This is a genomic window from Pseudomonas sp. DC1.2 (genome assembly GCF_034351645.1).
In the GTDB taxonomy this organism is placed as follows: Bacteria; Pseudomonadota; Gammaproteobacteria; order Pseudomonadales; family Pseudomonadaceae; genus Aquipseudomonas.
Window position 1 is genome coordinate 3368019 of the sequence record NZ_CP133782.1, and the last position, 23323, is coordinate 3391341.

Sequence of the window (23323 nt, forward strand, 5' to 3'; positions counted from 1 at the left end):
CCTTCCGAGCGATTGCTATGACCCCTCCTCGCCCATCGGCGCGCCTCCCGCATTTGACGCGTCTACGCAATCTCAAGATGGCGCGCTCGGCCCACGCCTATGTTCGGGGCAGTACGGTGCAGTTTTACGAATGGCTGCACAGTCAACCGGGCCGTCGCTTGCCGCAAGGTCCCGCGATCTGGATATGCGGTGATTGCCATGCCGGTAATCTTGGGCCTACCGCGAGCGCCAAAGGCCAGATTGATATGCATATTCGCGACCTGGATCAAGCCGTCATCGGCAACCCTGCGCATGACCTGGTCCGCTTGGCCTTGTCGTTAGCGACAGCCGCCAGAGGTTCCGATTTACCCGGCGTGACAACCGCCCGAATGCTTGAAGAAATGATGCGCGGTTACGAACAAGCGTTCGACGATCAACCCGATGCGGCGCCGCCGCGGCCGGCCCAGGTCAAGTCGGGCATGCGCAGTGCGGTCAAAAGGACGTGGAAAAACCTGGCGCGCGAACGTATCGAAAATGCACGCCCCACCATTCCGTTGGGCAAACATTTTTGGCCCTTGTCCCGACAAGAAAAAACCGCTATCCGAACAGTGTGCGCGTCCGCTGAAATCCAGCAGCTCGTCACCTCCCTCAAAGGACGCTCGAAAGACGCCGAGGTAGAGCTTTTGGATGCGGCTTACTGGGTCAAAGGTTGCAGTTCGCTCGGACTGTTGCGCTACGCCGTGCTTCTGGGCGTGGGTGACAAGTCTGACCAGGAGTATTGCTTGATCGATATTAAAGAAGCCGTCGGTGCCGCCGCGCCCCGGGCTGCTCGCGCTCATATGCCTCGCGATAACGGTAAAAGAGTGCTGGAGGGTGCCCGTCAACTTTCACCGGCGCTCGGTGAGCGCATGATCTCGACGCGTTTTCTGGATCACGGCTTCTTTATCCGCGAACTGCTGCCGCAAGACATGAAGCTGGAGCTGGATGAACTCAGCGAAACGGACGCTATGCACGCAGCGGGCTACCTCGCTCGCGTCGTCGGCATCGCCCATGCGCGGCAAATGGATCGTGCTACACGAAAACAATGGATCGCTGATCTGCACGTTAATCGATCAAAAGAGCTGGAAGCGCCGTCCTGGCTATGGACCAGCGTCGTGCAACTGGTAGGCAAACACGAAGAGGGATACCTCAATCACTGCCGACGCTACGCCTTGGAAAACTCAAAGAGTTAAGCCGTCACGCTGCACCGTGCCGGCCTGAAACGCCGCGCCATCAAGCGTCCGTCAGCTCAACGGTGAAACAGCAGCCGTTAGGCTGAAGGCTGTTGAGTTCTACCCGCCACTGCTGTTTGTCACAGATCCGTTGCACCAGTGACAGGCCCAACCCCAGGCCTTCTCCGCGGCTTTCGTCACCCCGCACGAATGGCTGAAACATCGCATGACGCTTTTCTTCGGAAATGCCAATGCCGCTGTCTTCGACACAGAAACCATGCTCACGCAAGGTCAAACGAACGTAGCCACGATCGGTGTAGTGCCAAGCGTTGCGCAGCAAATTGCCCATGACCGATTGCAGAAACGTCAGATTGTAGCGAGTCGGCGAGGTGTGCTCGACGTCATAGATGAACTCGATCCCCTTCTCACGGATCAACCGACCCCAGACCTCGGCCAGCGCATCAGCCACTTCTTTCAAGGTGGCACTCGCACCTGAACCCGAGTCCTCTCGGGCACGAGCCAACATCAAAAAGGTTTCAACCAACTGCCGCATTTCGTCACTGGCCCGCGCAATACGGCTGACCTGAGCCGACGAGCGCGGGTCTAACGAAGCATTGCTGAGCAGCAGCTCACAGGAACTGGCCAGCACCATCAACGGTGTGCGCAGTTCGTGGCTGACGTCGCTGGTGAACAGCTTTTCCCGGATCAGCGCGGCACGTAACCGCCCCAGGGTTTGATCGAAGGACAACGCCAGTTCCCCAACTTCGTCCACGGCATAGTCGCGATGCAGTGGCGGTGCCAGTTCCAGCAGTTGATCGCGATGCCGGACTTGGTGCGCCAGACGAATCACCGGCGCCATCACCCGCCGCGCCAGCAGCCAGCCCAGAAGAATCGCTAGCAGAATGCTCAAGACAAAACCGACAATCACGACGGCGAACAGCACGTGCTCGCGTTGTTCGAGACTGAGCTGGTTACGCAACAACACATACCGGCGCCCATCCACCGTCTCGGCCATGGCGTAAAAATCTTCTCCCTGATATTGAATCTCCTGAAAACCCGGGGCCAGTGCCTCCAGCTCGGGGTCCATGGCCAACGCACCTTGCCCACCCTCGACAAAAAACAGCTCATCTTTTTCTGGTTGATGGTGCCACTCGCTGGTGTCGTCCATCTGTAGCAAACGGTTCAGTCCGCCGCCCAGGCTGGTCGTCGTGAGCTTGCGCTCAACCACGTGTACGGTGGCAATAATCCCCACGGCAAAAACACCCGCGACCAAGGCGCTCATGAGCGCAAATACAATGACAATCCGTTTCGTCAGGCTCTGTCTGAAATCCATTCCCATCTTTGGCTCCACGGCCGGTTTCAAACTGCGCTACCTGCGGCGTCGGGCTGCGTTTTGCGGCGCCGACGTTCGAACCAAAGATAGACCACCGGCGTGGTGTAGAGCGTCAGAATTTGCGACACCGCCAAACCACCGACAATCGCGATCCCCAAAGGCTGACGCAACTCGGAGCCGGCGCCATGACCGAACGCCAGCGGAACAGCCCCGAGCAATGCCGCCAGCGAAGTCATCAGGATGGGTCGCAAACGCAACAGGCACCCTTCGCGCACGGCGTCATGGGGTGACATACCGCGCTGCTGAGCCTGCAAAGTGAAGTCGACGATCATGATCGCGTTTTTCTTGACGATACCAATCAGCAAAATGATGCCGATCATTCCCAGCACTGACAGGTCCTGGCCGCAAATGATCAACGCCAGCAGCGCACCAAAACCGGCAGAGGGCAAAGTCGAGATGATCGTCAGCGGGTGTATCGCGTTTTCGTACAACACCCCAAGCACGATATAGACCGTAAGAATTGCCGCCAGAATCAGCCACGGTTGCGATTTCAGCGAATCCTGAAACGCCTGCGCAGTGCCCTGGAAACTGCCGACCACCGTGTCGGGCATCGCCACGGCCAGTGAGGCCTGGTTAATAGCATCGACCGCCGCGCTCAACGCCTGGCCGGGCGCCAGGTCGAATGACAGGGTAATGGCCGGGAACACGCCCTGATGGTTGATGATGATGGGTACTTGTTCGGTCTTGATGTTCGCCAACAGGCTCAGCGGCACCAGGCCGCCGGAGCTGGCGCGAACGAACAAATGTTCCAGGGTCGCGGTGGACGTTTGCCAGCGGGGGTCGAGTTCCAGAATCACGTGATTCTGGTCCAGTTGGGTGAACATCGTCGCGATCTGCCGCTGGCCAAACGCATCGTAAAGCACGTCGTCGATAGCCTGCACCGTCACCCCGAGGCGAGCGGCCGTAGGACGGTCGATAACCAGAGTCGATTGGGCAATGGCCTGCTGCTGATCAGATGTCACATGCTGCAACTGCGGCAACGTCTTGAGTTTTTCCAGCAACACGCCGGCCCAGTGGTCCAGCTCGACGCTGTCGGGGTCCTGCAAGGTGTACTGATACTGGGTTTTACTGGCTCGGCCGCCAATCTGGATATCCTGGTTTGCCTGCATGTACACCTTAATCCCGGACAACGCGTCGAGCGACGGTTGCAGGCGACGGATCACCTCTGCCGCACTGGCAGTGCGCTCGCTGAAGGGTTTGAGGTTGATCATCACCTTGCCTTGGCTGACGGTCGGGTTGGGGCCAATCCAGAAATACACCCGGGCCACTGCCGGGTCCTGGCCGATCACTTCAGCGACGCGGTTGACCTGCGCACGCATGGCAATCGGCGAGATGTCCGCAGACGCCTCGGCCACGCCCTGGATCAGGCCGTTGTCCTGCTGCGGAAAAAACCCCTTGGGGATGGCCACATACAGGACTGCGGTCGCCGCCAAGGTGGCAACCGCCACAGCCAGCGTCACGCGTTGGTGATCGAGCACCCAATCCAGACTGCGTCGATAACTGTTATGCAAACCAGTGAACGCGCGCTCGCAAGCCTGGGCAAAACGCCCATCCTCACTGTCAACATGAGGTTTGAGTAGCCAGGCACAGAGCATCGGCGTGATGGTCAGCGACACAATGCAGGACATGATGATCGCCACGCTCACGGTCACCGCAAACTCGCGCATCAGTCGGCCGACAATGCCGGACATCAACAGAATCGGCAGGAACACCGCGATCAGCGACACCGTCATCGAGACAATGGTGAACGCCACCTCCCGCAAGCCATCGACCGCCGATTGCAGGCGCGTCTTGCCCATCTCCAGGTGGCGCACGATGTTCTCCATGACCACGATGGCGTCATCCACCACAAAACCGACCGCAATCGCCAGGCCCATGATCGATAGGTTATCGAGGCTATACCCCAGCAAGTACATCACCCCGAATGTCGCCACCAGAGACAACGGAATGGTCAGGCTGGGAATCAGCGTCGCCGTGGCTTTGCGCAAGAACACGAAGATCACCACAACCACCAGCGCAATGGACAGCAGCAAGGTGAATTGCATGTCATTGACCGAGGCTTCGATGGTCTGGGTACGGTCGCCCACTACCTGAACCTGCACATCTCGCGGCAACGATGCGGTCAGCTCGGGCAGTTTTGCCTTGATCGCGGCAATCGTCGACAACAGGTTAAAGCCGGGCTGCTTATGGATGTCGACAATCACCGTCGGCTCGCTGCCCAACTGCGCGGCTTGCTGGGTGTCTTCAGCCCCGGCGATGACCCGGCCCAAATCACCGAGTTTGATCGGCATTCCGTTTTTGTAGGCAATGACCTGGTCGCGGTAATGCTGCGGGTCAAGGAGCTGGTCGGTGGCGCCGAGGGTAATCGAACGACTGGGCCCGTCGAGGGTGCCCTTGGGCTGGTCCAGAGTGCTGACGCCAATCACGCTGCGTACATCTTCCAGCGTCAGGCCACGTGCGGCCAGCGCGTCGGGATCAATTTGCACTCGCACGGCAGGTTTTTGCTCGCCGTGAAAATCCACCAGGCCCACACCGGGCATCTGTGACAGACGTTGCGCAATGTAGTTGTCGGCATAACGATCAAGCTCTGGCAGCGTGCGGATCGGCGAGGTCACCGCCAAGGACAGCACGGTGCCTTCGGCCGGGTTGACCTTGTTGAAGGTCGGCGCGCTGGACATGGTCTTGGGCAAGTTTGGAGTGGCGGTGTTGATGGCCGTTTGCACATCCTGAGCCGCGCCGTCGATGTCCCGCGACAGATCGAATTGAAGAACAATCTGGGTTTTACCCGCCGCACTCGACGAGGTCATCGAGGTGACCTGCGGTACAGCGGCAAAGGCGCGTTCCAGCGGCGTGGCCACCGAGGATGCCATGGTTTCGGCACTCGCACCGGAGAGTTTGGCGGTCACCTGAATGGTCGGAAAATCCACGGTGGGAAGCGGCGCCACCGGCAGTTGGAAGTACGCGAAGGTTCCCAGCAACATAACCCCGAGGGCCAACAGACTCAGGCCGACGCGTCGTTGAATCAAACCGGCCAGGGCATTCATTGAGCAGCCTCCACCAGATCGGCGGCGGTGTCGGTTTTCACCGGCGTGACTTTCAACCCAGGCGCGATGCGGGACTGACCCTGCACCACCACGGTTTCGCCCGCCTTCAGCCCTTGGCGAATCCACTGCTTGCCATCAACGACTGTCGCGGCATCGACCAGCCGCGGTTGCACGTGCTGATCGGCATCGACGACATACACGAAATTACCCTGACGCCCCAATTGCACGGCATCGCTCGGCACAACGGCCACGGCGCGGCGCGTCTGTACCAACAGTCGCGCACTCACCAATTGGCCCGGCCAGAGTTTTGCGGCGCCGTTGTCGAACTGCGCTTTGAGCTGGATCTGCCCGCTCGCGGCGGTCACCTGACTGTCGATAAAACTCAGTTGGCCGCGAGCAATTTCCTGACGGCCATCGCGAGTCATCGCCACGACCTGTAACGCGCCTTTGGCGTTCTCTTCGAGAATTTGCGCCAGATCGTCCTGCGAAACCGCGAACGCCACGGAAATAGGGTTCATCTGAGTAATCGTCACCAGGCCAGTGGCCTCGGCGCCATGGACAATAGAACCGACGTCCAGCAGGCGTTGGCCAGTGCGACCGGTCAACGGCGCCTTGACCTGGGTGAACTCCAGTTGCAACCGCGCCGTATCCAGTGCCGCCTGATCCGCTTGCACAGTGGCTTGCTGCGCGGCCAGTTGCGCGCGGAAGGTATCGACGTCCTGAGTGGGGCCAGCCTTGGCGGCGGCCAGTTTACTGGCGCGGTCCAAATTGACCCGCAGATTGGCCAACTGCGCCTGATCCTTGCTGACCAGCGCTTGAGCCTGAGCAACCTGGGCCTGATAGACCCGCGGATCAATCACCGCCAGCAAACTGCCTGCGGTGACGGTTTGCCCCTCGTTGAACAGGACTTTTTGCAACTCGCCATCGACCCGTACCCGCACATTGACGCTGTTGAGGGCCTGTACGTTACCGATGGCACTGATCCAGATCGGCAAGTCCTGAAGACTGACTTGCGTCATCTGCACCGGCACCGCACTCGCTTCAGCTTTGACCGGCACGGCCTGAGCGCGCTTGATCCATTGAAAACCGCTGACGGCAGCGGCGAGCGAGAGCATCACCAGAACCCAGAAAACAACGCGACGACGAGGGTGAGAAACATTCATGGCTGGGCCACCTGGGCGGAAGAATTAGAAGCGATGGCGGCGGCTGAAAAGTCACCGCCCAGAGCACGAAACAGACCGACCGCGGCTTGCAGGTGTTGCAGGCGCACCTGCAACAGCGTGTCCTCGGCCTGGTATTGGGTGCGTTCGACGATCAACAACGTTTGGAAATCAGTCGAACCCAGGCGGTAACGGACCTGTGCCAAACGCGCGGCTTCACGGGCCGAATCCACCGCCGACTGGTTCAGCGTGTAGCTCTTGTCCAGCTCGCGGGCGGCACTGAGTTGGGTTTCAACGTCTTGCAGCGCCTCGATGATTGACTCGCGATAACTGGCCGTCAGTTCCTGGACATGCGCTTGATCGAAGTGCAACTGCCCCTTGAGTTGACCGCCGGCGAAGACCGGCTGGCTGAGCGTACCGATAGCGCTCCAGATGTTGCCGCCGGCCAGAGTATCGACACCACCAATCAGGTCCAGCGACAGATTGGGCAGGAACGCTGCGCGCGCGACACCGACGTCGAAATTGGCCGACATCAACCGCGCTTCAGCCGCCTGGATGTCCGGGCGTTGACGCAATAGGCCAATTGGCAGGCCAGTCGCCGGTTGCGGTACTTTCAGGGTGTCGAGTCCAGTGCCTTGCAGGTGGAAACCTTGGGGTGGCACGCCGACCAGCACGGCCAATTGGTACAGCGCCAGATCACGCTGCTGACGCAAGGGTGGCATCGCCGCTTCGAAAGTCTGCATTGCATTACGCTGCTGGGCGACTTCAAGGTTGGACACGGCCCCCTGACTCGCCTGAATTTCCACAAGGTCGAGCACTTGCCGGGCGTCATCGGCAATCGACTGGGCCAGGCGCAGACGCTCCTCCAACGACAGCACCTGGAAGTAACTGTCGGCGATGCTCGCACCCAGGCTCATGCGTAGCGTATGGGCGTCAAACACACTGGCATTGGCCAGCGCGTCAGCGGAATCGGCAGCCGCGCGCTGTTTGCCCCAGAAATCCACCTCGTAGGTGGCCTCAGCAAACACGCTGCGCTTTGGCGTCGTCCCATAATTATTCTGACGCTGGAAATTACCGCCCACATTCAGCGCCGGGTATTGCGCGGCGCCTACTACCTGAGCCGAAGAGCGCGCCTCATCAATCCGGCTGACCGCTGCTTTGAGGGTGTAATTGGACGCCAGTCCACGGGCGATCAGTTGATCCAGTTCAGCGCTATGAAACTCGCGCCACCACTGTCCACCGCCCGCTGCCTGGCTGTTTTGCGTGCCATTCCAATGGTCTGCCAACGGCAATTCGGGCTGCCGGTAATCAGGCACCATCGAGCAACCGCCGAGCATCAGCACGCCGAGCAATATCAAAGACACAGGTGAATGACACGTAGAACGCAGCGTGCGCGCCGCCAAAGTTGCAACTGACATGGGCAAGCTATCCCCGCTTAAGCCACCGTGGACCAGTCCACGAATGAGGCGAGGATAGCGAGTGGTGCCTGCCAGAGCGTTCGCCGGCAGATAAACTTTTATTTAATCTGTGTGCGTGGTGACCTGGAAGCTATAACCAACCCCGGCAACAGTCTTGATCAGCGAGTGCTCAAACCCTTCATCGAGTTTGCGCCGCAAGCGATGGATGTGTTTGTCGATCACATTGTCGTTAGGGTCAAACGCGTAATCCCAGGCGCTGTCGAGCAGCATGTCGCGGGTCACTACCTGACCACTGTGTCGCATGAGCTTTTCCAGCAACAACGTTTCGCGATGCTGCAAGGCAATGACTCGGCCCTGGCGCACGGCGGTACGGGTTGCGCAATCGAGTTGCAATTCACCGACCTCGATCTGACGCGTCGGCCCGCTCGGTTGATCGCATCCGCGCAACAGAGCGTCGAGCCGGGCGAGGACTTCAGCGAATGCGTAAGGTTTGGCCAGGTAGTCATCGCAACCGGCCTGTAGCCCTTCGACCTTTTGCGCCGTGGACGCCTGAGCGCTGAGCATCAGGATCGGAACCCGCAGTTTCTGCGCCCGAACAGCCTTGATCAGACCGATGCCGTCGAGCCCAGGCAAACGGCGATCGACAATTAACGCATCGTGGATTTCTTCAAGGGCCATGCCCAGGCCACTCTTGCCATCGCTGGCGATATCGACGACGTGACCGCTCTCCGTCAACCCGCGCAGCAGGTATGCGGCGGTTTGAGCGTCGTCTTCAACCACTAGAATCCGCAAGGAGTCGTCTCCGTAAAAACCAACCTAAACTTTTATTTATCCAGCGGGAACGTGACGCCCCCGCAAGCTTTGCCACACTATGCCACCTCTGCCCCGATTAAGTGACCGGTTCAATTGCCATGACCCATGTTCTGGTTGTCGAAGACGACCCATCCACCGCGCTGGAAATCGAGGCGGCCCTGTGTGATCACGGCTTCACGGTAAGCCGTGTCGACAATGGTCGCGAAGGCCTGTTGAAAGCCTTGAGCGAACCGTTTGACTTGATCGTTCTGGACCGCATGTTGCCAGGCGGCCTCGATGGCCTGGGCATGCTCACCGCGTTGCGCGCAGCGAGCGTGACCACCCCGGTGTTAATTCTCAGTGCCTTGAGCGCCCTCGACGAAAGGGTTCGTGGCTTACGCGCCGGCGGTGACGATTACCTGACCAAGCCGTTTGAGTTCATCGAACTGACGGCACGCCTCGATGCCTTGAGTCGACGCCGCGCCGAGCCGCTCGCCCCGACACAGGAGACCCGGATGCGGGTTGGCAACCTGGAAGTCGACCTGCTGCGCCGAACGGTGCGGCGCGGTGATCGTGTCATCGACCTGGTGCCCCGAGAATACGCCTTGCTTGAACACCTGATGCGCAATGTCGGGCAGGTCATCACCCGCACCATGTTGTTCGAAGCGGTGTGGAGCTATAGCTACGACGAGCGCACCAATGTGATCGAAGTCCATATCAGTCGCTTGCGACGCAAGATCGATGGCGAAGGTGATGCACCGATGATTCATACCATTCGTGGAGCAGGCTATGTCCTCCGTTCGCCTGAGTGAAATACCGCGCACGATCAGTTTCCGCACCGGCCTGCTGTTTCTCGGACTGTTCGGCTGTTCGTTCCTGGCGTTGTTTGGCTACATCTACTGGCAAACAGCGTTTTATCTGAAAACCGAAACCGACACCGCGCTGTATCGACAGGTAGAGAACCGCAGCCTGCAACCGCCCGAATTGCAGTTGCAGGAGATCCGCAAGCACGCCATTCAGGACGTTGAAGGTCGATTGCCCCATAGTTTGTTCGATGCCCAAGGCCAGTTTATGGCCGGAGCGATTAGTCGTCTCCCGGCGTTCACCGCCTATGACACACCGCAAGAATTCCTCTGGCACAAGGACAACGGCCGCAAACGCCCGGTACGTTTCATCGTGCATCGACTGGCCGATGGCAAAACCTTGATGGTCGCCCAGGATGTACACGACATCAGCGAGTTCGATGAGCTGCTGATCAACGCGCTGATTTCCGGTGGTGTGCTATTGCTGGTGGTCGGCCTGTTCGGTGCGGTGGTGCTGGGGTATTCGGCCCACCGACGCCTCGATAAACTGAGTCGTTCAATCAAGGGCATCATCGAAGGCGACTTGACCGGCCGCTTGCCCATCCTGGGCAGCAACGATGACATCGACCGCCTCGCCTCGGTGGTCAACGGCATGCTGGATGAGCTGGAACGTTTGATGAGCGAGGTCAAAGGTGTCTGCGACGACATCGCCCACGACCTGCGGACCCCGCTGACTCGACTGATCGCAGGCCTTGAGCGCTCCCAACGGCGCGGGCTGGATGAAGTTCAATACGCCGCCAGCATTGACGCGGCACTGAAAGAAGCCAAGGGACTGCTGCTGACCTTCAAGGCCTTGCTGCGGATTTCGGAAATTGAAAACAGCGCACGCCGCAGTCACTTCGACCAACTGGACCTGAACCTGATCTGTGCCGATGCGACGGAACTCTATGAACCGCTGGCCGAGGAGCGAAGTATCACCCTGACGTTCGAGGCCAGCCATACACCCGCCATCATCGCCGGGGATGCACAGCTATTGTTTGATGCCGTCTGCAACTTGCTGGACAACGCCATCAAATTCTCCCCCGATCATAGCCATGTACGCCTGAGCGTAATCGCTGATCAAACCGCTGTCGGAATTCGAGTAACGGACAACGGTCCGGGAATTGCGCCCGAGGAGCACGAGGCCGTATTGCGCAGGCTCTACCGAGCAGAATCGAGCCGGCACACACCGGGCAACGGCCTTGGCCTGAGCATGGTCTCGGCCGTGGCGCGACTGCATGAGATGACCCTGTCGGTCAGCGATGCGGCACCGGGTTGCACGATCGATTTGCTCGGCAAACCTCCAGTGCCGCTTCATTAACTGTCAGCGCACTTGGCCTACGCAGCGCTCAGGCCCATCCAGCCATGAATGCCCACGTAGAGCCCGACGCCGATGATCAGCACGCTAGACAGGTAAGGTGCGCGTCGCGCAACCGCACCAAGCCAGGGCCAGCGATTGGACGCTTGCTTGGCGCCAATGGCCGCCGCCGCACCGACGGAGACCAGCGTAATGGCCAGGCCGATACTGAAGCACAGGACCAGCACACCACCCAAGGCCACTTCCTTGACCTGAAGGCAAAGCAGCAAGACGGTGATGGCCGCAGGGCAAGGTATCAGGCCCCCGGTCAAACCAAACAGGATGATCTGGCCCGTGGTGACTTCGCGGTTGGTGAAACGCTTACGGATATCGTTGGCATGGGCGCGCTCATGTGCATCCTGATAACCGTCGACAGACAGCTCCAACCCCTCCAGTTCGGAATGCGCATGCTCGTGATCATGTTCCTGGAATGCCAAGTCGTAATCGTGGGAATGACCCGCATGCCCAAGACTCACACGAGCGCTGAATTCATGAGGCTCGGGGATGTCAGCGGTCGACTCCAGAAAACCCTCTCGCTCGACAAATGAAAACGCTTGAGTGCTGCCATCCGCGCGAGTCGTCACCAACCGCACGTCGGCGGCGCTCCAGGCCTGCCCGCTCAATGTTTTCAGGCGCCAATGAGGTGGCATCCCCGCTTCGAAAATCGACAATTCGACGCGGCCGTGGCCGGTATCGATACGGTGGGTCTCATCGTGGTGGCCGTGGTCATGCTCGCCGTGGTGGTGATCATCGGCTTGCTCGAAGTTGAACATCTGCTCGCCACGCCAGGTCCGCCACAGCATCCATAGCGCTATCACGATGATCAGCGCCGAAGACGCGAGTTGGAAGTAAGGCTCAGTGGTATGAGCGTCCAGCCCTTTGCCCAGGTACATCCCGCCAATAGCCACCAGCCATACCACAGCAGTGTGCGACAGCGTCGCGGCCAGGCCCAACAACACCGCCTGTTTTACCGAGCCTCGGATGGCAACGATGAACGCCGCCATCATGGTTTTTGAGTGACCGGGCTCAAGTCCGTGCAACGCGCCCAGCAGTATCGCGCTGGGGAAGTAGAACCAGGCGTGACTGCCACCTTGTTGAAGTAATTCTGCAAAATTTGCCATGACTGGGCCTATTTCGAATATCGACGGATGGCTTCGAGCAGCTCTTCGACGCCTTTGGCGCGCTCTTCATCGCTCAGCGCCGGGTTGGCGACATGTGCGTGAGCATGGGCTTCGATAATTTCATCCATCAGGCCATTCATCGCGCCCCGTGTAGCCGCAACAAGGTGCAAGGTTTTTGCACAGTCAGCGTCTGAATCCAGCGCACGCTCTATCGCCTGGACCTGTCCGGCAATGCGCCGAACCCGCTTTAGCAATTCTTCTTTTTGCCCATGAACGTGTGACATACCATACCCCCCCTACCTATGCAGGCGGGCATAGTTACCCAGATCCAGGGGATTGGCAAGGCCTCGTTCTCCCTTCGTTTGAGAATCAGGGGGGTGAAACTGAACAGCGGCGGTTGCCAGTTCCCGTCAGCCTGGGTCGCCGCCGCCCACGGGCATGATCATGCCGGTGATGTAAGACGCCTCGTCGCTCGCCAGAAACAGAATCGCGCCCGCCTGCTCATCCAGCGTGCCGTAGCGCTTCATCAAACTGCTGTCGAGGGTCTGGTCAACAATCTGCTGATACCACACCTTTTCTTGCGCGCTTTGTTCGGTGCTATTGCGTGGAATGATCCGGGGCGGCGCTTCAGTGCCGCCGGGCGCGGTGGCGTTGACCCGCACTCCACGGCCGGCAGTTTCGAACGCCAGGCAGGCAGTCAGCGCGTTGACCCCGCCCTTGGCCGCGCCATACGGCACCCGATTGATGCTGCGGGTGGCGACGGATGACACGTTGACGATCGCGCCCTTGCCTTGCGCCAACATGAACGGCAGTGCGGCATGGCAACACCACAGCGTCGGGAACAGCGAGCGGCGAACTTCGGCCTCGATTTGCTGCTCGCCGTAGCGCTCGAACGGTTTGGCCCAGATCGTCCCGCCGACGTTATTGACCAACACGTCCAGACGACCGAAGCGCTCGACAGCCGCGTGCATCACGCGACTGCATTCGGCGTAGTGCTCCAGATCCGCGGTCAGGGCCAGTACCTCGCTAACCCGCTCCAACTGCGCCTGCAACTCAAACACTCGGTCAGAACGATCGACCAACACCAGACGGGCGCCCTCTGCGGCCATGCGCTCCGCGACGCGCCGGCCGATGCCTTGGGCAGCACCGGTAATCAGTGCGACTTTTTCGTCAAATCTGTTCATGAACACCTCATGCCGCGCTGGCAGCAAATTTCTCGTAGTAGAAATTCGCCGCAGCGATGCCTTGATCGCGAAGGAACTGGCTGACGGCATCGACCATCGGCGGCGGTCCGCACAGATAGACATCGACATCACCATCGTTCAGATGCCGAGGTTCGATGTGCTGGGTCACATAGCCCTTGAGGCGATGCTGACTGTCGGGGTTGGCCACGCAAGTGCTGAAACTGAAGTTAGGGATTTGCGCGGCGAGCGCTTCCAGTCGATCGAGCTGCACCAGATCAACGTCATTGCTCACCCCGTAAATCAAATGCAGCGGGTGCTCACTGCCTTGCCCTGCAATTTTCTCGAGCATGGCGGTGAACGGCGCCAGGCCCGTGCCGCCAGCCAGCAGCAACAGCGGACGGCGGATATCGCGCAGATAGAAACTGCCCAACGGCCCGGCCAGCGTCATGCTGTCGCCGACCTTGGCGATACCGGTAAGAAAACGGCTCATCAAGCCGCCAGGCACGTTGCGAATCAGAAAACTGACCTCGCCATTACGCTGCAACGCGCTAAACGAATACGCCCGAGTCTGCGCGCTGCCGGGAACCCCGAGGTTCACATATTGCCCCGGCAGGAACGCCAGTTTGTTCAGGGTTTCGCCCTTGAGCGACAACAAAAAGGTGCTGGCGGACAACTGCCTCACAGCGCTGATCGTCGCGTCGTAGCGGGCCTGATGGGTGCGGCAGACCTGCGACGATGCCGGCACCCGCACCACGCAATCGCTCAGGGCGCGCATCTGGCAAGTCAGGACAAAACCCTGCTGCGCTTCGTCGGCGCTGAGGGCGTCTTCGAGGTACTCCTCGCCCAAGTCGTAACGACCGGCCTCGGCGAAACATTTACAGGTGCCGCAAGCACCGTCGCGGCAGTCCAGGGGAATATTGATGCCTTGGCGATACGCGGCATCGGCCACCGTTTCACCGGTACTGGCGTCGATGAAACGAGTAACGCCGTCCTCAAAATTGAACGCAATGGAATGAGTCATGACAGGCGCCTCACAGGTGGTAAACATCGATGACCTGACGAACGTAGTCGTTCTTCAGGATCACTTTCTTGGCCTTGATCAGCGGGTTTTCACCGCGCACATCGAGGGTGTAGAAACTGCTGCCGAAATAGCTGTCGACGGTTTTGTAGCGAAAGCTCAGCGTGTGCCAGTTGAAACGCACCTTGCACAGGCCATCAGCCTGCTCGGTCAGCTCGATGTTGCTGATGTTGTGGGAGGTGCGTGTGTCCGGCACGCTGGCGCTGGAACGCTCGGTCTTGATGCGGAAAATGCGGTCTTCCAGGCCTGTGCGATTGCCGTACCAGATCAGCGAAATCTCCCGCTGCGGGTCCTCGGTAAGCTGACCATGGTCATCCCAGGCGGGCATCCAAAATGTCGCGTCGGGGGCGTACAGCTCCAGCCATTGGTTCCATTGCCGGTCGTCGAGGTAGCGCGCTTCGCGGTATAGAAAATCGCGCACGGCATCAAAGGTGAGGGTCACTGCACGTCCTCCACCGCAATCCGCGCCGACTGTTCAGCGGCCAACGCCTTAAGCATCGTTTGCTGCCAATACCTGTGTTGCAGCACAAACAGTCCTTCGTCTTCGGTGCGTACACCGCTGAGCAGCGGGTGCAGATCGATTTCCTTGGCCGCTTCATCGGCACCTTCAACCCAGTGTTCGGCGCCTCGGGACATGTCGTTCCACGTCGGTGTGCTGCCTTGATAGCCCATCTGGCAGGAACGAAACTCTTCAAGATCGTCCGGGGTGGCCATGCCGCTGACGTTGAAGAAATCCTCGTACTGACGAATCCGGCTCGAACGTGCGCTGTCGCTTTCACCTTTGGGGGCGATGCAGTAAATGGTGATTTCAGTGCGATTAACCGAAATCGGGCGGGCAATGCGAATCTGCGAGCTGAACTGATCCATCAGGTACACGTTCGGGTACAGGCACAAGTTGCGCGAGTTCTCGATCATCCAATCGGCGCGCGCCTGACCGAAATCCTGCGCCAGCTCATCGCGACGCTCGTACAACGGCCGGTCCTCGGGGTTAGCCCAACGCGTCCAGAGCAGCATATGGCCCTTGTCGAAGGAGTAAAAACCACCGCCCTGCTTGGCCCAACTACCGGCGCTCATGGTCGGGTTGCTGTCGCCCGCTTCACGCTGTTTACGCTGGTTCTGGGTGGCCGCGTAGTTCCAGTGGACCGAGCTGACGTGGTAGCCGTCGGCCCCATTTTCGGCGGTGAGTTTCCAGTTACCTTCGTAGACGTAGCTGGAGCTACCGCGCAACACTTCCAGGCCATCGGCCGATTGATCGACAATCATGTCGATGATTTTCGACGACTCGCCGAGGTGCTCCACCAGCGGTACCACATCGGCATTGAGGCTGGCGAACAGAAAGCCACGGTAGGACTCGAAACGCGCCACTTTGGTCAGGTCATGCGAGCCTTCGCAGTTGAAACTCGCCGGGTAGCCGGCCGCTGCGGGGTCCTTGACCTTGAGCAACTTGCCAGAGTTGTTGAACGTCCAGCCATGAAATGGGCACGTGTAGGAACTCTTGTTGCCGGACGTGTGCCGGCACAGCATCGCACCACGGTGACTGCACGCATTGATGAAGGCGTTCAACTCGCCCTCCTTATTGCGTGCGATGAAGATCGACTGGCGCCCCATGGTGGTGGTGTAGAAATCGTTTTTATTGGGAATCTGGCTTTCGTGAGCCAGGTACAGCCAGTTGCCTTCAAAGATGTGTTTCATCTCGAGATCGAACAGCCGTGGATCAGTGAACATCTCGCGCTTGCAGCGATAGAGGCCCTGTTCTGGATTTTCTTCAAGCAGGGAGTGAAGGTATTCGGGTCGCAGGGACATAGCCGCCGCCTCCATTATTTTTATTCAGGCAGGGCCATGCTAGGACGGTGAGATGGAACGGACTATCCGCCAGGTGCAGACCTGTAGCCGTTTTGTGCAGCGTTCAGCAGCACCGGCGCTTGAGGGTCTGCGAGGGCAATTCACCGAATTGCTTGCGGTAGCTGTCGGAGAACCGGCCAAGGTGTAAAAAACCGTAATCCATGGCCACTTCAGTCACGTTGCGCACGTTGCACGTCGGGTCGCTCAGGCAGGCGTTGACGCGCTCCAGACGTTTCTGGCGAATGTAGTTTTTCGGTGTATTTCCCGCGTTGCGCTCGAACAATCCATACAACGAACGCAGGCTCATTCGCGCCTGACGCGCCAAGTCTGCGCTGTCGATGTCTTGCTTGAGGTGACGTGCGATGTAATCGGCAATCGCCTCGAATGTCGCCGAAGGCGAGCCGGCATTATCGCGGCTGACGTTGGTTCGCATCAGGCAAAGCATCTTGCTGACGACGATCTGCGCGTAGTGTTCCTGCACCCTGGGCAGTTGTTCGGTGGCCTCGGCTTCCTGGCAAATCATCGCCAACAGGCTGACGAAACCTTCCAGTTGCTCCAACTGATAACGGTTCTGCAGAAACCGCACGCCCAGGTGCGGGTATTGCCAGTGCTGCTCTTCACACACTCGCTCGAGCAGCCGGGCAGGCACTTTAAGGATGAATTTTTCGCAATCGTTGGAATAGGTCAGGTCCACCGGATCATCCGGGTTAATCAATAACAACTCGCCCGGAGCGAAGTAATGTTCCTCACCTAGCCCCCGCCACAAGCAGTGTCCGCGCAGCAGGATTTGCAGGTGGTAGACGCTGTCGAGCGCGCCGCAGGTTACGCGCACGCTGGCGCCGTAGCTGATACGGCAGAGGTCCAGACCGGCGAATTTTCGATGATCGAGGCGGGCCAGCGGTTGGCCGGCGCGGGGCATCAGAATGCAATGGTTGCCGACATGCTGATTGACATAACCAGACACCGCGTAGGGGTCGGCATGGTCGAACACTCTGCTGCGCGCGCTCAACAGTTGCACGTCCATCATCGGGTCACTCTTATGGTTGTTATCGGGTACGTCGAATCATGCTTGGGCCGTCGTCGAAAACCTACAGCCACGCGATAAGCAATGGCTTATCGCGTGGCTCGGTTTAGCCGTTCGCGGTGATCAGCCTTCGAGTGCGCGAACCCGCTCCTGACGCTGCTGCTCGTCAGGCTGGGCCGACGTCTGCAAAGTGAAATCAAACTCGATTTCGGCGAAACGACCGCTGACCCCGTGCGCCGCTGCGCGTTGCGGGTCTTCGCTGAAGGTAATTTGAGCAATCAATTCATCACGGGTGGCATAGGCGAAATCATCGTGCAGGTATCGATCGCCGTCGAGGTTGATCTGAGTGGTCAGGTGACGATGGTCCGGCGCGGAGATGAAGAAGTGGATATGCGCCGGACGCTGGCCATGACGACCCAGTTGATCGAGCAGTTGCTGAGTCGGACCGTCCGGCGGGCAGCCATAGCCCGACGGCACGATGCTGCGAAAACGGTAAAAACCGTCGGCATCGGTCACGATCCGGCGACGCAGATTGAATTCCGATTGGGTGCTGTCGAAATAGGAGTAAGTGCCGCCCGTATTGGCGTGCCAGACGTCCACCACGGCACCGGCCAACGGTTCGCCGGCCGTGTTCTTGATTTGGCCCCGCATGAACAGCGTCACACCCGGGTCGGCGCCGTCATCAAGTCGTGCTTCGACATTCGACAGCGGCGCACCCGCCACGTACAGCGGCCCTTCGATGGTGCGCGGCGTGCCTGCGGACTTGCCGGCTTTCTCGTCTTCGGCATCCATCAGCAGGTCGAGGTAATGCTCAAGGCCGAGGCCGGCCACCAGCAGACCCGCCTCCTGGCGCGCACCCAACACGTTGAGGTAATTGACCGCTTTCCAGAACTCTTCCGGGGTCACGGCCAAGTCTTCGATGATATTCACCGAGTCACGCAGGATCCGGTAGACCAGCGCTTTGACCCTTGGGTTACCCGCCTCGTTGAGCAGACCGCTGGCCTCTTCAAGAAATTTCTGGGCGCTGGCAGTGTGGGAAATCTTGACGTTCATACGAGTTCCTCATCTTGTAATTATGGGCATTACGAACTGAACAGGCTGGGTTCAGCGGTCATCCTCACGGATGGAAGACGGATGCCGACACAGGGCGGTGACTTCGATGGCCATGTACGGATACAGCGGCAATTGCATCAATACGTCGTGCAGTTCCTGAACGCTGTCGACATCAAAGACGCTGAAATTGGCGTAGAGACCGGCAATACGCCACAGGTGACGCCATTTGCCTTGCGCTTGCAGACGCTGAGCCAGGGCTTTCTCGTCAGCCTTCAGCTTGGCAGCCGCTTCTGGGTTCATGTCGACCGGCAAATTCACGGTCATTTTTACGTGGAACAGCATACGGCTCTCCTCAGGCTTGGTGAATGGCGGTGGAGGTCTTGTCCCGGCGGAAAAATGCCAGGCGCTCTTCATCGAGGGTCAGACCCAGGCCGGGGGTGTTGGGAACGTGAAGTTCGAAATCGCGATAGACCAGGGGCTCACTGAGGACATCTTCGGTCAGCAGCAACGGGCCAAACAGCTCGGTGTCCCACGCCAATTTATTCAGCGTGACAAAAGCATGCGCCGACGCCAAGGTGCCGATTCCACCTTCGAGCATGGTGCCGCCATACAGACCAATGCCGGCCGCCTCGGCAATCGCCGCCGTGCGCAGCACCGCACGCGGGCCACCGTTTTTAGCGATCTTCAGGGCGAACACGGAGGCCGCGCCTTCGCGCGCCAGATTGAACGCATCCTCGACACATTCGATGGACTCGTCGGCCATGATGGGCGCCGGGCTCATGGCGTTCAAACGCACCATACCCGAGCGGTTATTACGTGAGATGGGCTGTTCGATCAGGTCGATGCCGTTGGCGCCCAGAATCCGGCACGCGCGCAAAGCGACTGCTTCGTCCCAGGCCTGATTGACATCGACTCGCACGCTCGCGCGCTCACCCAGGGCTTTTTTGATCGCAATCACATGAGCCAGGTCGCGGTTGACGTCGCCAGCACCAATTTTTAGTTTGAAGATCCGATGACGGCGCAGGTCGAGCATTTTTTCTGCTTCAGCGATGTCCTTGGCGGTGTCGCCACTGGCCAGGGTCCACGCCACCGTCAGTGCATCACGCACCCGCCCGCCCAGCAGTTCGCTGACCGGCAGACCGAGGCGCTTGCCTTGAGCATCGAGCAGTGCGGTTTCGATACCTGATTTGGCGAAAGTATTGCCACGAATACTGCGCTCCAGGCGCAACATCGCGGCATTCACATTGGCACTGTCCTGACCCACCAGCAGCGGCGCGAAGTGTTTGTCGATGTTGGTTTTGATGCTGTCAGGACTCTCGTTGCCGTAGGCCAGGCCACCGATGGTGGTGGATTCGCCGATACCTTCAATGCCATCGGCACAGCGCACACGAATGATCACCAGCGTCTGGTTCTGCATGGTGTGCATCGCCAGCTTGTGCGGGCGGAGGGTCGGCAGGTCGACGATGATCGTCTCGATCGATGTAACGGCTGTTACAAGCATGGCGATACCCGTCAGGTTCTTGAAGTTCTGGCACCGATTCTGGTACGGCTTTTTTGGCGAGGCCAATATAGAATTGGTCTGGCTTGATACCTTTAAGGTATGCACGAATTTTCTGGAGGTTTCATGGAACTGCGTCATCTGCGGTATTTTCAGGTGCTGGCTCACACCCTCAACTTCACCCGCGCCGCCGAGCTGCTGCACATCGCCCAGCCACCGCTGAGCCGGCAGATCCAACAACTGGAGGATGAGCTCGGGGTGTTGCTGCTGGAGCGTGGACGGCCGTTGAAATTGACCGATGCAGGACGGTTTTTCCATGAGCATTCAACGGCATTGCTGGAGCAACTGGGCAAGGTTTGCGATAACACACGACGGATCGGCTTGGGCGAAAAGACGTGGCTGGGCATCGGCTTTGCGCCGTCAACGCTCTATGGCGTGCTGCCGGAACTGATTCGCCGTTTGCGCAGCGCTGAACCCCTGGCGCTGGAGCTGGGACTTTCGGAAATGACCACGCTGCAACAGACGCAAGCACTCAAGGCTGGACGTATCGACATCGGGTTCGGCCGCATCCGCATCGACGACCCGGCCATCATTCAGACCGTCTTGACCGAGGATCGACTGGTCGCCGCCCTTCCCGCCGGCCACCCCTTGCTGGCTAAACCGATCAGCCTGCGCGAACTGGCGAACGAACCCTTCGTTTTGTACCCGTTCAACCCACGGCCGAGCTACGCCGATCATGTGATTGGCTTGTTCCAATCCTACGGCGTGAGTATCCATGTGGCGCAGTGGACCAACGAGCTGCAAACGGCCATTGGCTTAGTGGGAGCAGGCATCGGGGTCACGCTGGTGCCGGCTTCGGTGCAGTTGCTGCACCGCGATGACATTGGCTTCACCGACCTGTTGGAAGACGATGCGACGTCGCCGATTATCCTCAGCCGGCGGGTGGGCGACGTTTCGCCGGGGTTGAATCATTGCTTGCAGATGATTGATGAGCTGCTGCCGCGACATTGATCCGCTTCCGCCGGCAAGCACACGGCACTGGCGCGGGTAAAAAGGTGTCCGCCCAGTCGGCCCAATCCCCTGGACCCCAAACATTCCCCCTGTGGGCGGACTTGGCCATCATCAACACTTATGGCGCGTTCGGCTTTAAGACAATTCTGAAAGATCCCCGTCGCCTTGAAAGACGCATGAGAATCAGGGGCATGGATCTATAACGTGAAACGCCGCTGCTCACGCAACAGCACCTCCAACTCACCTACCGGCAGTGGCTTGCTAAAAAAATAGCCTTGCACCTGATCACAACCGTTTTCTCTGAGAAATGCCAACTGCTCAAGCGTTTCAACCCCCTCGGCAATCACGTGCAGGTTAAGGCTGTGCGCCAACTCAATAATCGTTCGGGCGATGGCTGCGTCCTGCGGGTTGCTGGTCACTTCGCGGATGAACGCGATGTCAATTTTCAGCTTGTCGATAGGGAACCGACGCAGGTAGGCAAGGCTTGAGTAACCCGTGCCGAAGTCGTCAATCGAGATTTTGACTCCCAGTTCCCGGAGCGCTTGCAGGCGGGAAATAGTGTGTGAGGTATTTTCCATCAGGGAGCTTTCCGTCAACTCGACTTCGAGCCATTGCGGATCAACCTGATGGTCGCTGAGCGCCTGTTGGATATCGGCGAGCAGATCGCCCTCGATCATCTGATCACCGGAAACGTTTACCGCAACTTCAAATGAGCCCACCCCCGCACGTTGCCACTCGCCAATTTGACGACACACGCGCGCAATCACCCAGCGCCCAACCTGAGTAATCAGCCCAAGGTTTTCCAGAATCGGCACAAACACCGCTGGCGAGATATTGGGTTGCCCTGGTCTCTGCCAGCGCAATAGCGCCTCAAGCCCGCAAATACGGCCGCTTTCCAGACAGATCTTGGGCTGATAGAACAACTCGAACGCCTGCTGTTGCACCGCTTCGTGCAAGGCCGTTTCCATATCGAGCTGCGCCGAAACTTCAACGTTCATTTGTGCGGTGTAGAAACGATAAGTGTCTCTGCCAACCTTCTTCGCGCGGTTCATCGCGGTGTTGGCGTGTTTGATCAAACTGACGGCCTCGTCACCATCGCCTGGGTAAAGCGCAATTCCGATACTGGCGGTCATCGAGGTCACCTGACTACCCAGTTGGAAAGGCGCACGCAACACCTCACGAATGCGCTCGACCATTTTCAAGGTGTCCGCCTGCCCCTCGCGAATCATCAGAATCATCGCAAACTCGTCACCGTCCATGCGCCCCAGCGTGTCAGTGACGTTGAGGCAATTGGACAGACGTTGACCGAGTTCGGCCAACATCTGGTCCCCCATCAAATGGCCCCAGGTTTCGTTGACGTTTTTGAAATCATCCATGTCAACCGTGACCACCGCCAACTGCCATCCGCTCAGCGATGCTTGAGTCAGGCCCATTTGCAAGGTGGTGTAAAACAGGTTTCGATTGGGCAGGCCCGTCAACGAGTCGTAATGGGCCATTTTCAGCATGCGCTGATCGGACTCCTTGCGATGAGTGATGTCGCGCACGATGCCGACAATGATCCAGTCATCGCCGGTCTTGTAAGCTTGACGGTGAACCTCCACCGGAACATAGCTACCGTTTTTGCAAAGGATGCGCGTTTCAGTCGGCTCGCTGGGCCCCCGGCCGGCGATGATTTGATCGTAGAGGACCTCCAGTTGTTCGAGGGAGGTATCGCCCAAATCGGCAGGATTTTTGCGCAGCAGTTCATCAGGGGTGTAGCCCATCACCTTGCACGCGGTTCTGTTGAACTCGATCAACTTCATGGTGCCGCGGTTGATTAGAAAAATCGCGTCGCCCGAGGCGTCCATCGCTGAGCGGAAGCGCTCCAGATCGATGGTGCGCTGCTGCAATTGCTCCTCAAGCATCAGGCTGTGGCTTTTCAAGTAATCGCCAAAGACCTTGAGCCTCAAAAGGTTACGCACCCGCAACCATAGCTCAGCGCTTTCCACCGGTTTGCTGAGGAAGTCCTCAGCGCCCGCTTCCAGGCCAGAGAGACGCGCACTGTGCTCGCCCAACGCCGACAGCATGATGATGGGGATATTGAGTGTGTTTTTACTGGCTTTGAGCTGGCGGGCGACTTCGTAGCCATCCATGCCCGGCATCATAATGTCGAGCAGAATCAGGTCAGGCGGTTGTTGTTCGACCATGGCCAGCGCCTCCTCGCCAGAACTGGCGGTCAGCGTCGTATACCCCTGGTTTTGCAACAACACTTCCAGCAGTTTGCGGACATGGACTTCATCATCGACGATCAACAGTGTGGCGGGCGTATTGGACATG

General features: G+C 58.9%; 20 protein-coding genes. 4 read left to right on the plus strand and 16 right to left on the minus strand.

Annotated features, from left to right (window positions below; all coding sequences use genetic code 11):
* Nucleotides 1–17 precede the first annotated feature (17 nt).
* Complete coding sequence (locus tag RHM68_RS15105; protein WP_322216071.1) at nt 18–1211, plus strand: DUF2252 domain-containing protein; 1194 nt, start codon at nt 18–20, stop codon at nt 1209–1211.
* Nucleotides 1212–1251: 40 nt separating this feature from the next.
* On the opposite strand, the gene RHM68_RS15110 is transcribed toward RHM68_RS15105, so the two are convergent.
* The 5 genes from RHM68_RS15110 to RHM68_RS15130 form a co-directional block, all read right to left on the minus strand.
* Nucleotides 1252–2523: a HAMP domain-containing sensor histidine kinase gene (locus tag RHM68_RS15110; protein ID WP_322216073.1), complete on the minus strand. Its 1272-nt coding sequence runs from the start codon at nt 2521–2523 to the stop codon at nt 1252–1254.
* 26 nt (nt 2524–2549) lie between these two features.
* Entirely contained in the window at nt 2550–5627 is a 3078-nt protein-coding gene (locus RHM68_RS15115; protein WP_322216075.1) for an efflux RND transporter permease subunit, read from the minus strand.
* Nucleotides 5624–6790: an efflux RND transporter periplasmic adaptor subunit gene (locus RHM68_RS15120; RefSeq protein ID WP_322216077.1), complete on the minus strand. Its 1167-nt coding sequence runs from the start codon at nt 6788–6790 to the stop codon at nt 5624–5626. The genes RHM68_RS15115 and RHM68_RS15120 overlap by 4 nt, the downstream gene beginning before the upstream one ends.
* Entirely contained in the window at nt 6787–8205 is a 1419-nt protein-coding gene (locus RHM68_RS15125; RefSeq protein WP_322216080.1) for an efflux transporter outer membrane subunit, read from the minus strand. The genes RHM68_RS15120 and RHM68_RS15125 overlap by 4 nt, the downstream gene beginning before the upstream one ends.
* A 102-nt stretch (nt 8206–8307) precedes the next feature.
* Nucleotides 8308–8997 (minus strand): response regulator transcription factor, encoded by a 690-nt coding sequence (locus tag RHM68_RS15130; protein WP_322216082.1) that lies wholly within the window; start codon nt 8995–8997, stop codon nt 8308–8310.
* A gap of 119 nt (nt 8998–9116) precedes the next feature.
* Here RHM68_RS15130 and RHM68_RS15135 point away from each other — a divergent pair, with 119 nt between their 5' ends.
* Both RHM68_RS15135 and RHM68_RS15140 read left to right on the plus strand, forming a co-directional pair.
* Nucleotides 9117–9809, plus strand: a complete 693-nt coding sequence (locus tag RHM68_RS15135) for a response regulator transcription factor (protein ID WP_322216085.1) — start codon at nt 9117–9119, stop codon at nt 9807–9809.
* Nucleotides 9787–11160, plus strand: coding sequence for a sensor histidine kinase (locus tag RHM68_RS15140; protein ID WP_322216088.1), 1374 nt, complete (start codon nt 9787–9789; stop codon nt 11158–11160). Before RHM68_RS15135 ends, RHM68_RS15140 begins: the two co-directional genes overlap by 23 nt.
* 17 nt (nt 11161–11177) lie before the next feature.
* Here the strand turns inward: RHM68_RS15140 and RHM68_RS15145 are convergent, their stop codons facing one another.
* From RHM68_RS15145 to RHM68_RS15190, 10 genes are all read right to left on the minus strand, one after another.
* Nucleotides 11178–12317 (minus strand): nickel/cobalt efflux transporter, encoded by a 1140-nt coding sequence (locus tag RHM68_RS15145; protein ID WP_322216090.1) that lies wholly within the window; start codon nt 12315–12317, stop codon nt 11178–11180.
* 8 nt (nt 12318–12325) lie between these two features.
* On the minus strand, nt 12326–12601 hold the full coding sequence (locus RHM68_RS15150) for a metal/formaldehyde-sensitive transcriptional repressor (RefSeq protein ID WP_322216092.1): 276 nt from the start codon (nt 12599–12601) through the stop codon (nt 12326–12328).
* 126 nt (nt 12602–12727) lie between these two features.
* Nucleotides 12728–13501 (minus strand): 1,6-dihydroxycyclohexa-2,4-diene-1-carboxylate dehydrogenase, encoded by a 774-nt coding sequence (locus RHM68_RS15155; protein ID WP_322216096.1) that lies wholly within the window; start codon nt 13499–13501, stop codon nt 12728–12730.
* Between the two features lie 7 nt (nt 13502–13508).
* Nucleotides 13509–14522 (minus strand): benzoate 1,2-dioxygenase electron transfer component BenC, encoded by a 1014-nt coding sequence (benC, locus tag RHM68_RS15160; protein WP_322216097.1) that lies wholly within the window; start codon nt 14520–14522, stop codon nt 13509–13511.
* 10 nt (nt 14523–14532) lie between these two features.
* Nucleotides 14533–15021: a benzoate 1,2-dioxygenase small subunit gene (gene benB / locus RHM68_RS15165; protein ID WP_322216101.1), complete on the minus strand. Its 489-nt coding sequence runs from the start codon at nt 15019–15021 to the stop codon at nt 14533–14535.
* Complete coding sequence (gene benA, locus RHM68_RS15170) at nt 15018–16382, minus strand: benzoate 1,2-dioxygenase large subunit (protein WP_322216104.1); 1365 nt, start codon at nt 16380–16382, stop codon at nt 15018–15020. The genes benB and benA overlap by 4 nt, the downstream gene beginning before the upstream one ends.
* A 103-nt stretch (nt 16383–16485) precedes the next feature.
* Entirely contained in the window at nt 16486–17448 is a 963-nt protein-coding gene (locus RHM68_RS15175) for an AraC family transcriptional regulator (RefSeq protein WP_322216106.1), read from the minus strand.
* A gap of 120 nt (nt 17449–17568) precedes the next feature.
* Entirely contained in the window at nt 17569–18498 is a 930-nt protein-coding gene (gene catA / locus RHM68_RS15180; protein WP_322216107.1) for a catechol 1,2-dioxygenase, read from the minus strand.
* A gap of 51 nt (nt 18499–18549) precedes the next feature.
* Nucleotides 18550–18840 (minus strand): muconolactone Delta-isomerase, encoded by a 291-nt coding sequence (gene catC, locus RHM68_RS15185; RefSeq protein WP_322216109.1) that lies wholly within the window; start codon nt 18838–18840, stop codon nt 18550–18552.
* A gap of 10 nt (nt 18841–18850) precedes the next feature.
* On the minus strand, nt 18851–19999 hold the full coding sequence (locus RHM68_RS15190) for a muconate cycloisomerase family protein (RefSeq protein WP_322216111.1): 1149 nt from the start codon (nt 19997–19999) through the stop codon (nt 18851–18853).
* Between the two features lie 123 nt (nt 20000–20122).
* Between RHM68_RS15190 and RHM68_RS15195 the strand changes: the two genes are divergently transcribed.
* On the plus strand, nt 20123–21007 hold the full coding sequence (locus RHM68_RS15195) for a LysR family transcriptional regulator (RefSeq protein ID WP_322216114.1): 885 nt from the start codon (nt 20123–20125) through the stop codon (nt 21005–21007).
* Nucleotides 21008–21204: 197 nt separating this feature from the next.
* Here RHM68_RS15195 and RHM68_RS15200 read toward each other — a convergent pair whose 3' ends face one another.
* Entirely contained in the window at nt 21205–23322 is a 2118-nt protein-coding gene (locus RHM68_RS15200) for an EAL domain-containing protein (RefSeq protein ID WP_322216116.1), read from the minus strand.
* Between the last annotated feature and the right edge of the window lies 1 nt (nt 23323).

Excerpts from the sequence above, each read along its gene's own strand:
- RHM68_RS15105 (WP_322216071.1), top strand. The coding sequence starts at position 18 with ATGACCCCTCCTCGCCCATCGGCGCGCCTCCCGCATTTGACGCGTCTA.
- RHM68_RS15110 (WP_322216073.1), bottom strand. The coding sequence starts at position 2,523 with ATGGATTTCAGACAGAGCCTGACGAAACGGATTGTCATTGTATTTGCG.
- RHM68_RS15115 (WP_322216075.1), bottom strand. The coding sequence starts at position 5,627 with ATGAATGCCCTGGCCGGTTTGATTCAACGACGCGTCGGCCTGAGTCTG.
- RHM68_RS15120 (WP_322216077.1), bottom strand. The coding sequence starts at position 6,790 with ATGAATGTTTCTCACCCTCGTCGTCGCGTTGTTTTCTGGGTTCTGGTG.
- RHM68_RS15125 (WP_322216080.1), bottom strand. The coding sequence starts at position 8,205 with ATGTCAGTTGCAACTTTGGCGGCGCGCACGCTGCGTTCTACGTGTCAT.
- RHM68_RS15135 (WP_322216085.1), top strand. The coding sequence starts at position 9,117 with ATGACCCATGTTCTGGTTGTCGAAGACGACCCATCCACCGCGCTGGAA.
- RHM68_RS15140 (WP_322216088.1), top strand. The coding sequence starts at position 9,787 with ATGTCCTCCGTTCGCCTGAGTGAAATACCGCGCACGATCAGTTTCCGC.
- RHM68_RS15145 (WP_322216090.1), bottom strand. The coding sequence starts at position 12,317 with ATGGCAAATTTTGCAGAATTACTTCAACAAGGTGGCAGTCACGCCTGG.
- RHM68_RS15150 (WP_322216092.1), bottom strand. The coding sequence starts at position 12,601 with ATGTCACACGTTCATGGGCAAAAAGAAGAATTGCTAAAGCGGGTTCGG.
- RHM68_RS15155 (WP_322216096.1), bottom strand. The coding sequence starts at position 13,501 with ATGAACAGATTTGACGAAAAAGTCGCACTGATTACCGGTGCTGCCCAA.
- benC (WP_322216097.1), bottom strand. The coding sequence starts at position 14,522 with ATGACTCATTCCATTGCGTTCAATTTTGAGGACGGCGTTACTCGTTTC.
- benA (WP_322216104.1), bottom strand. The coding sequence starts at position 16,382 with ATGTCCCTGCGACCCGAATACCTTCACTCCCTGCTTGAAGAAAATCCA.
- RHM68_RS15175 (WP_322216106.1), bottom strand. The coding sequence starts at position 17,448 with ATGATGGACGTGCAACTGTTGAGCGCGCGCAGCAGAGTGTTCGACCAT.
- catA (WP_322216107.1), bottom strand. The coding sequence starts at position 18,498 with ATGAACGTCAAGATTTCCCACACTGCCAGCGCCCAGAAATTTCTTGAA.
- catC (WP_322216109.1), bottom strand. The coding sequence starts at position 18,840 with ATGCTGTTCCACGTAAAAATGACCGTGAATTTGCCGGTCGACATGAAC.
- RHM68_RS15190 (WP_322216111.1), bottom strand. The coding sequence starts at position 19,999 with ATGCTTGTAACAGCCGTTACATCGATCGAGACGATCATCGTCGACCTG.
- RHM68_RS15195 (WP_322216114.1), top strand. The coding sequence starts at position 20,123 with ATGGAACTGCGTCATCTGCGGTATTTTCAGGTGCTGGCTCACACCCTC.
- RHM68_RS15200 (WP_322216116.1), bottom strand. The coding sequence starts at position 23,322 with ATGTCCAATACGCCCGCCACACTGTTGATCGTCGATGATGAAGTCCAT.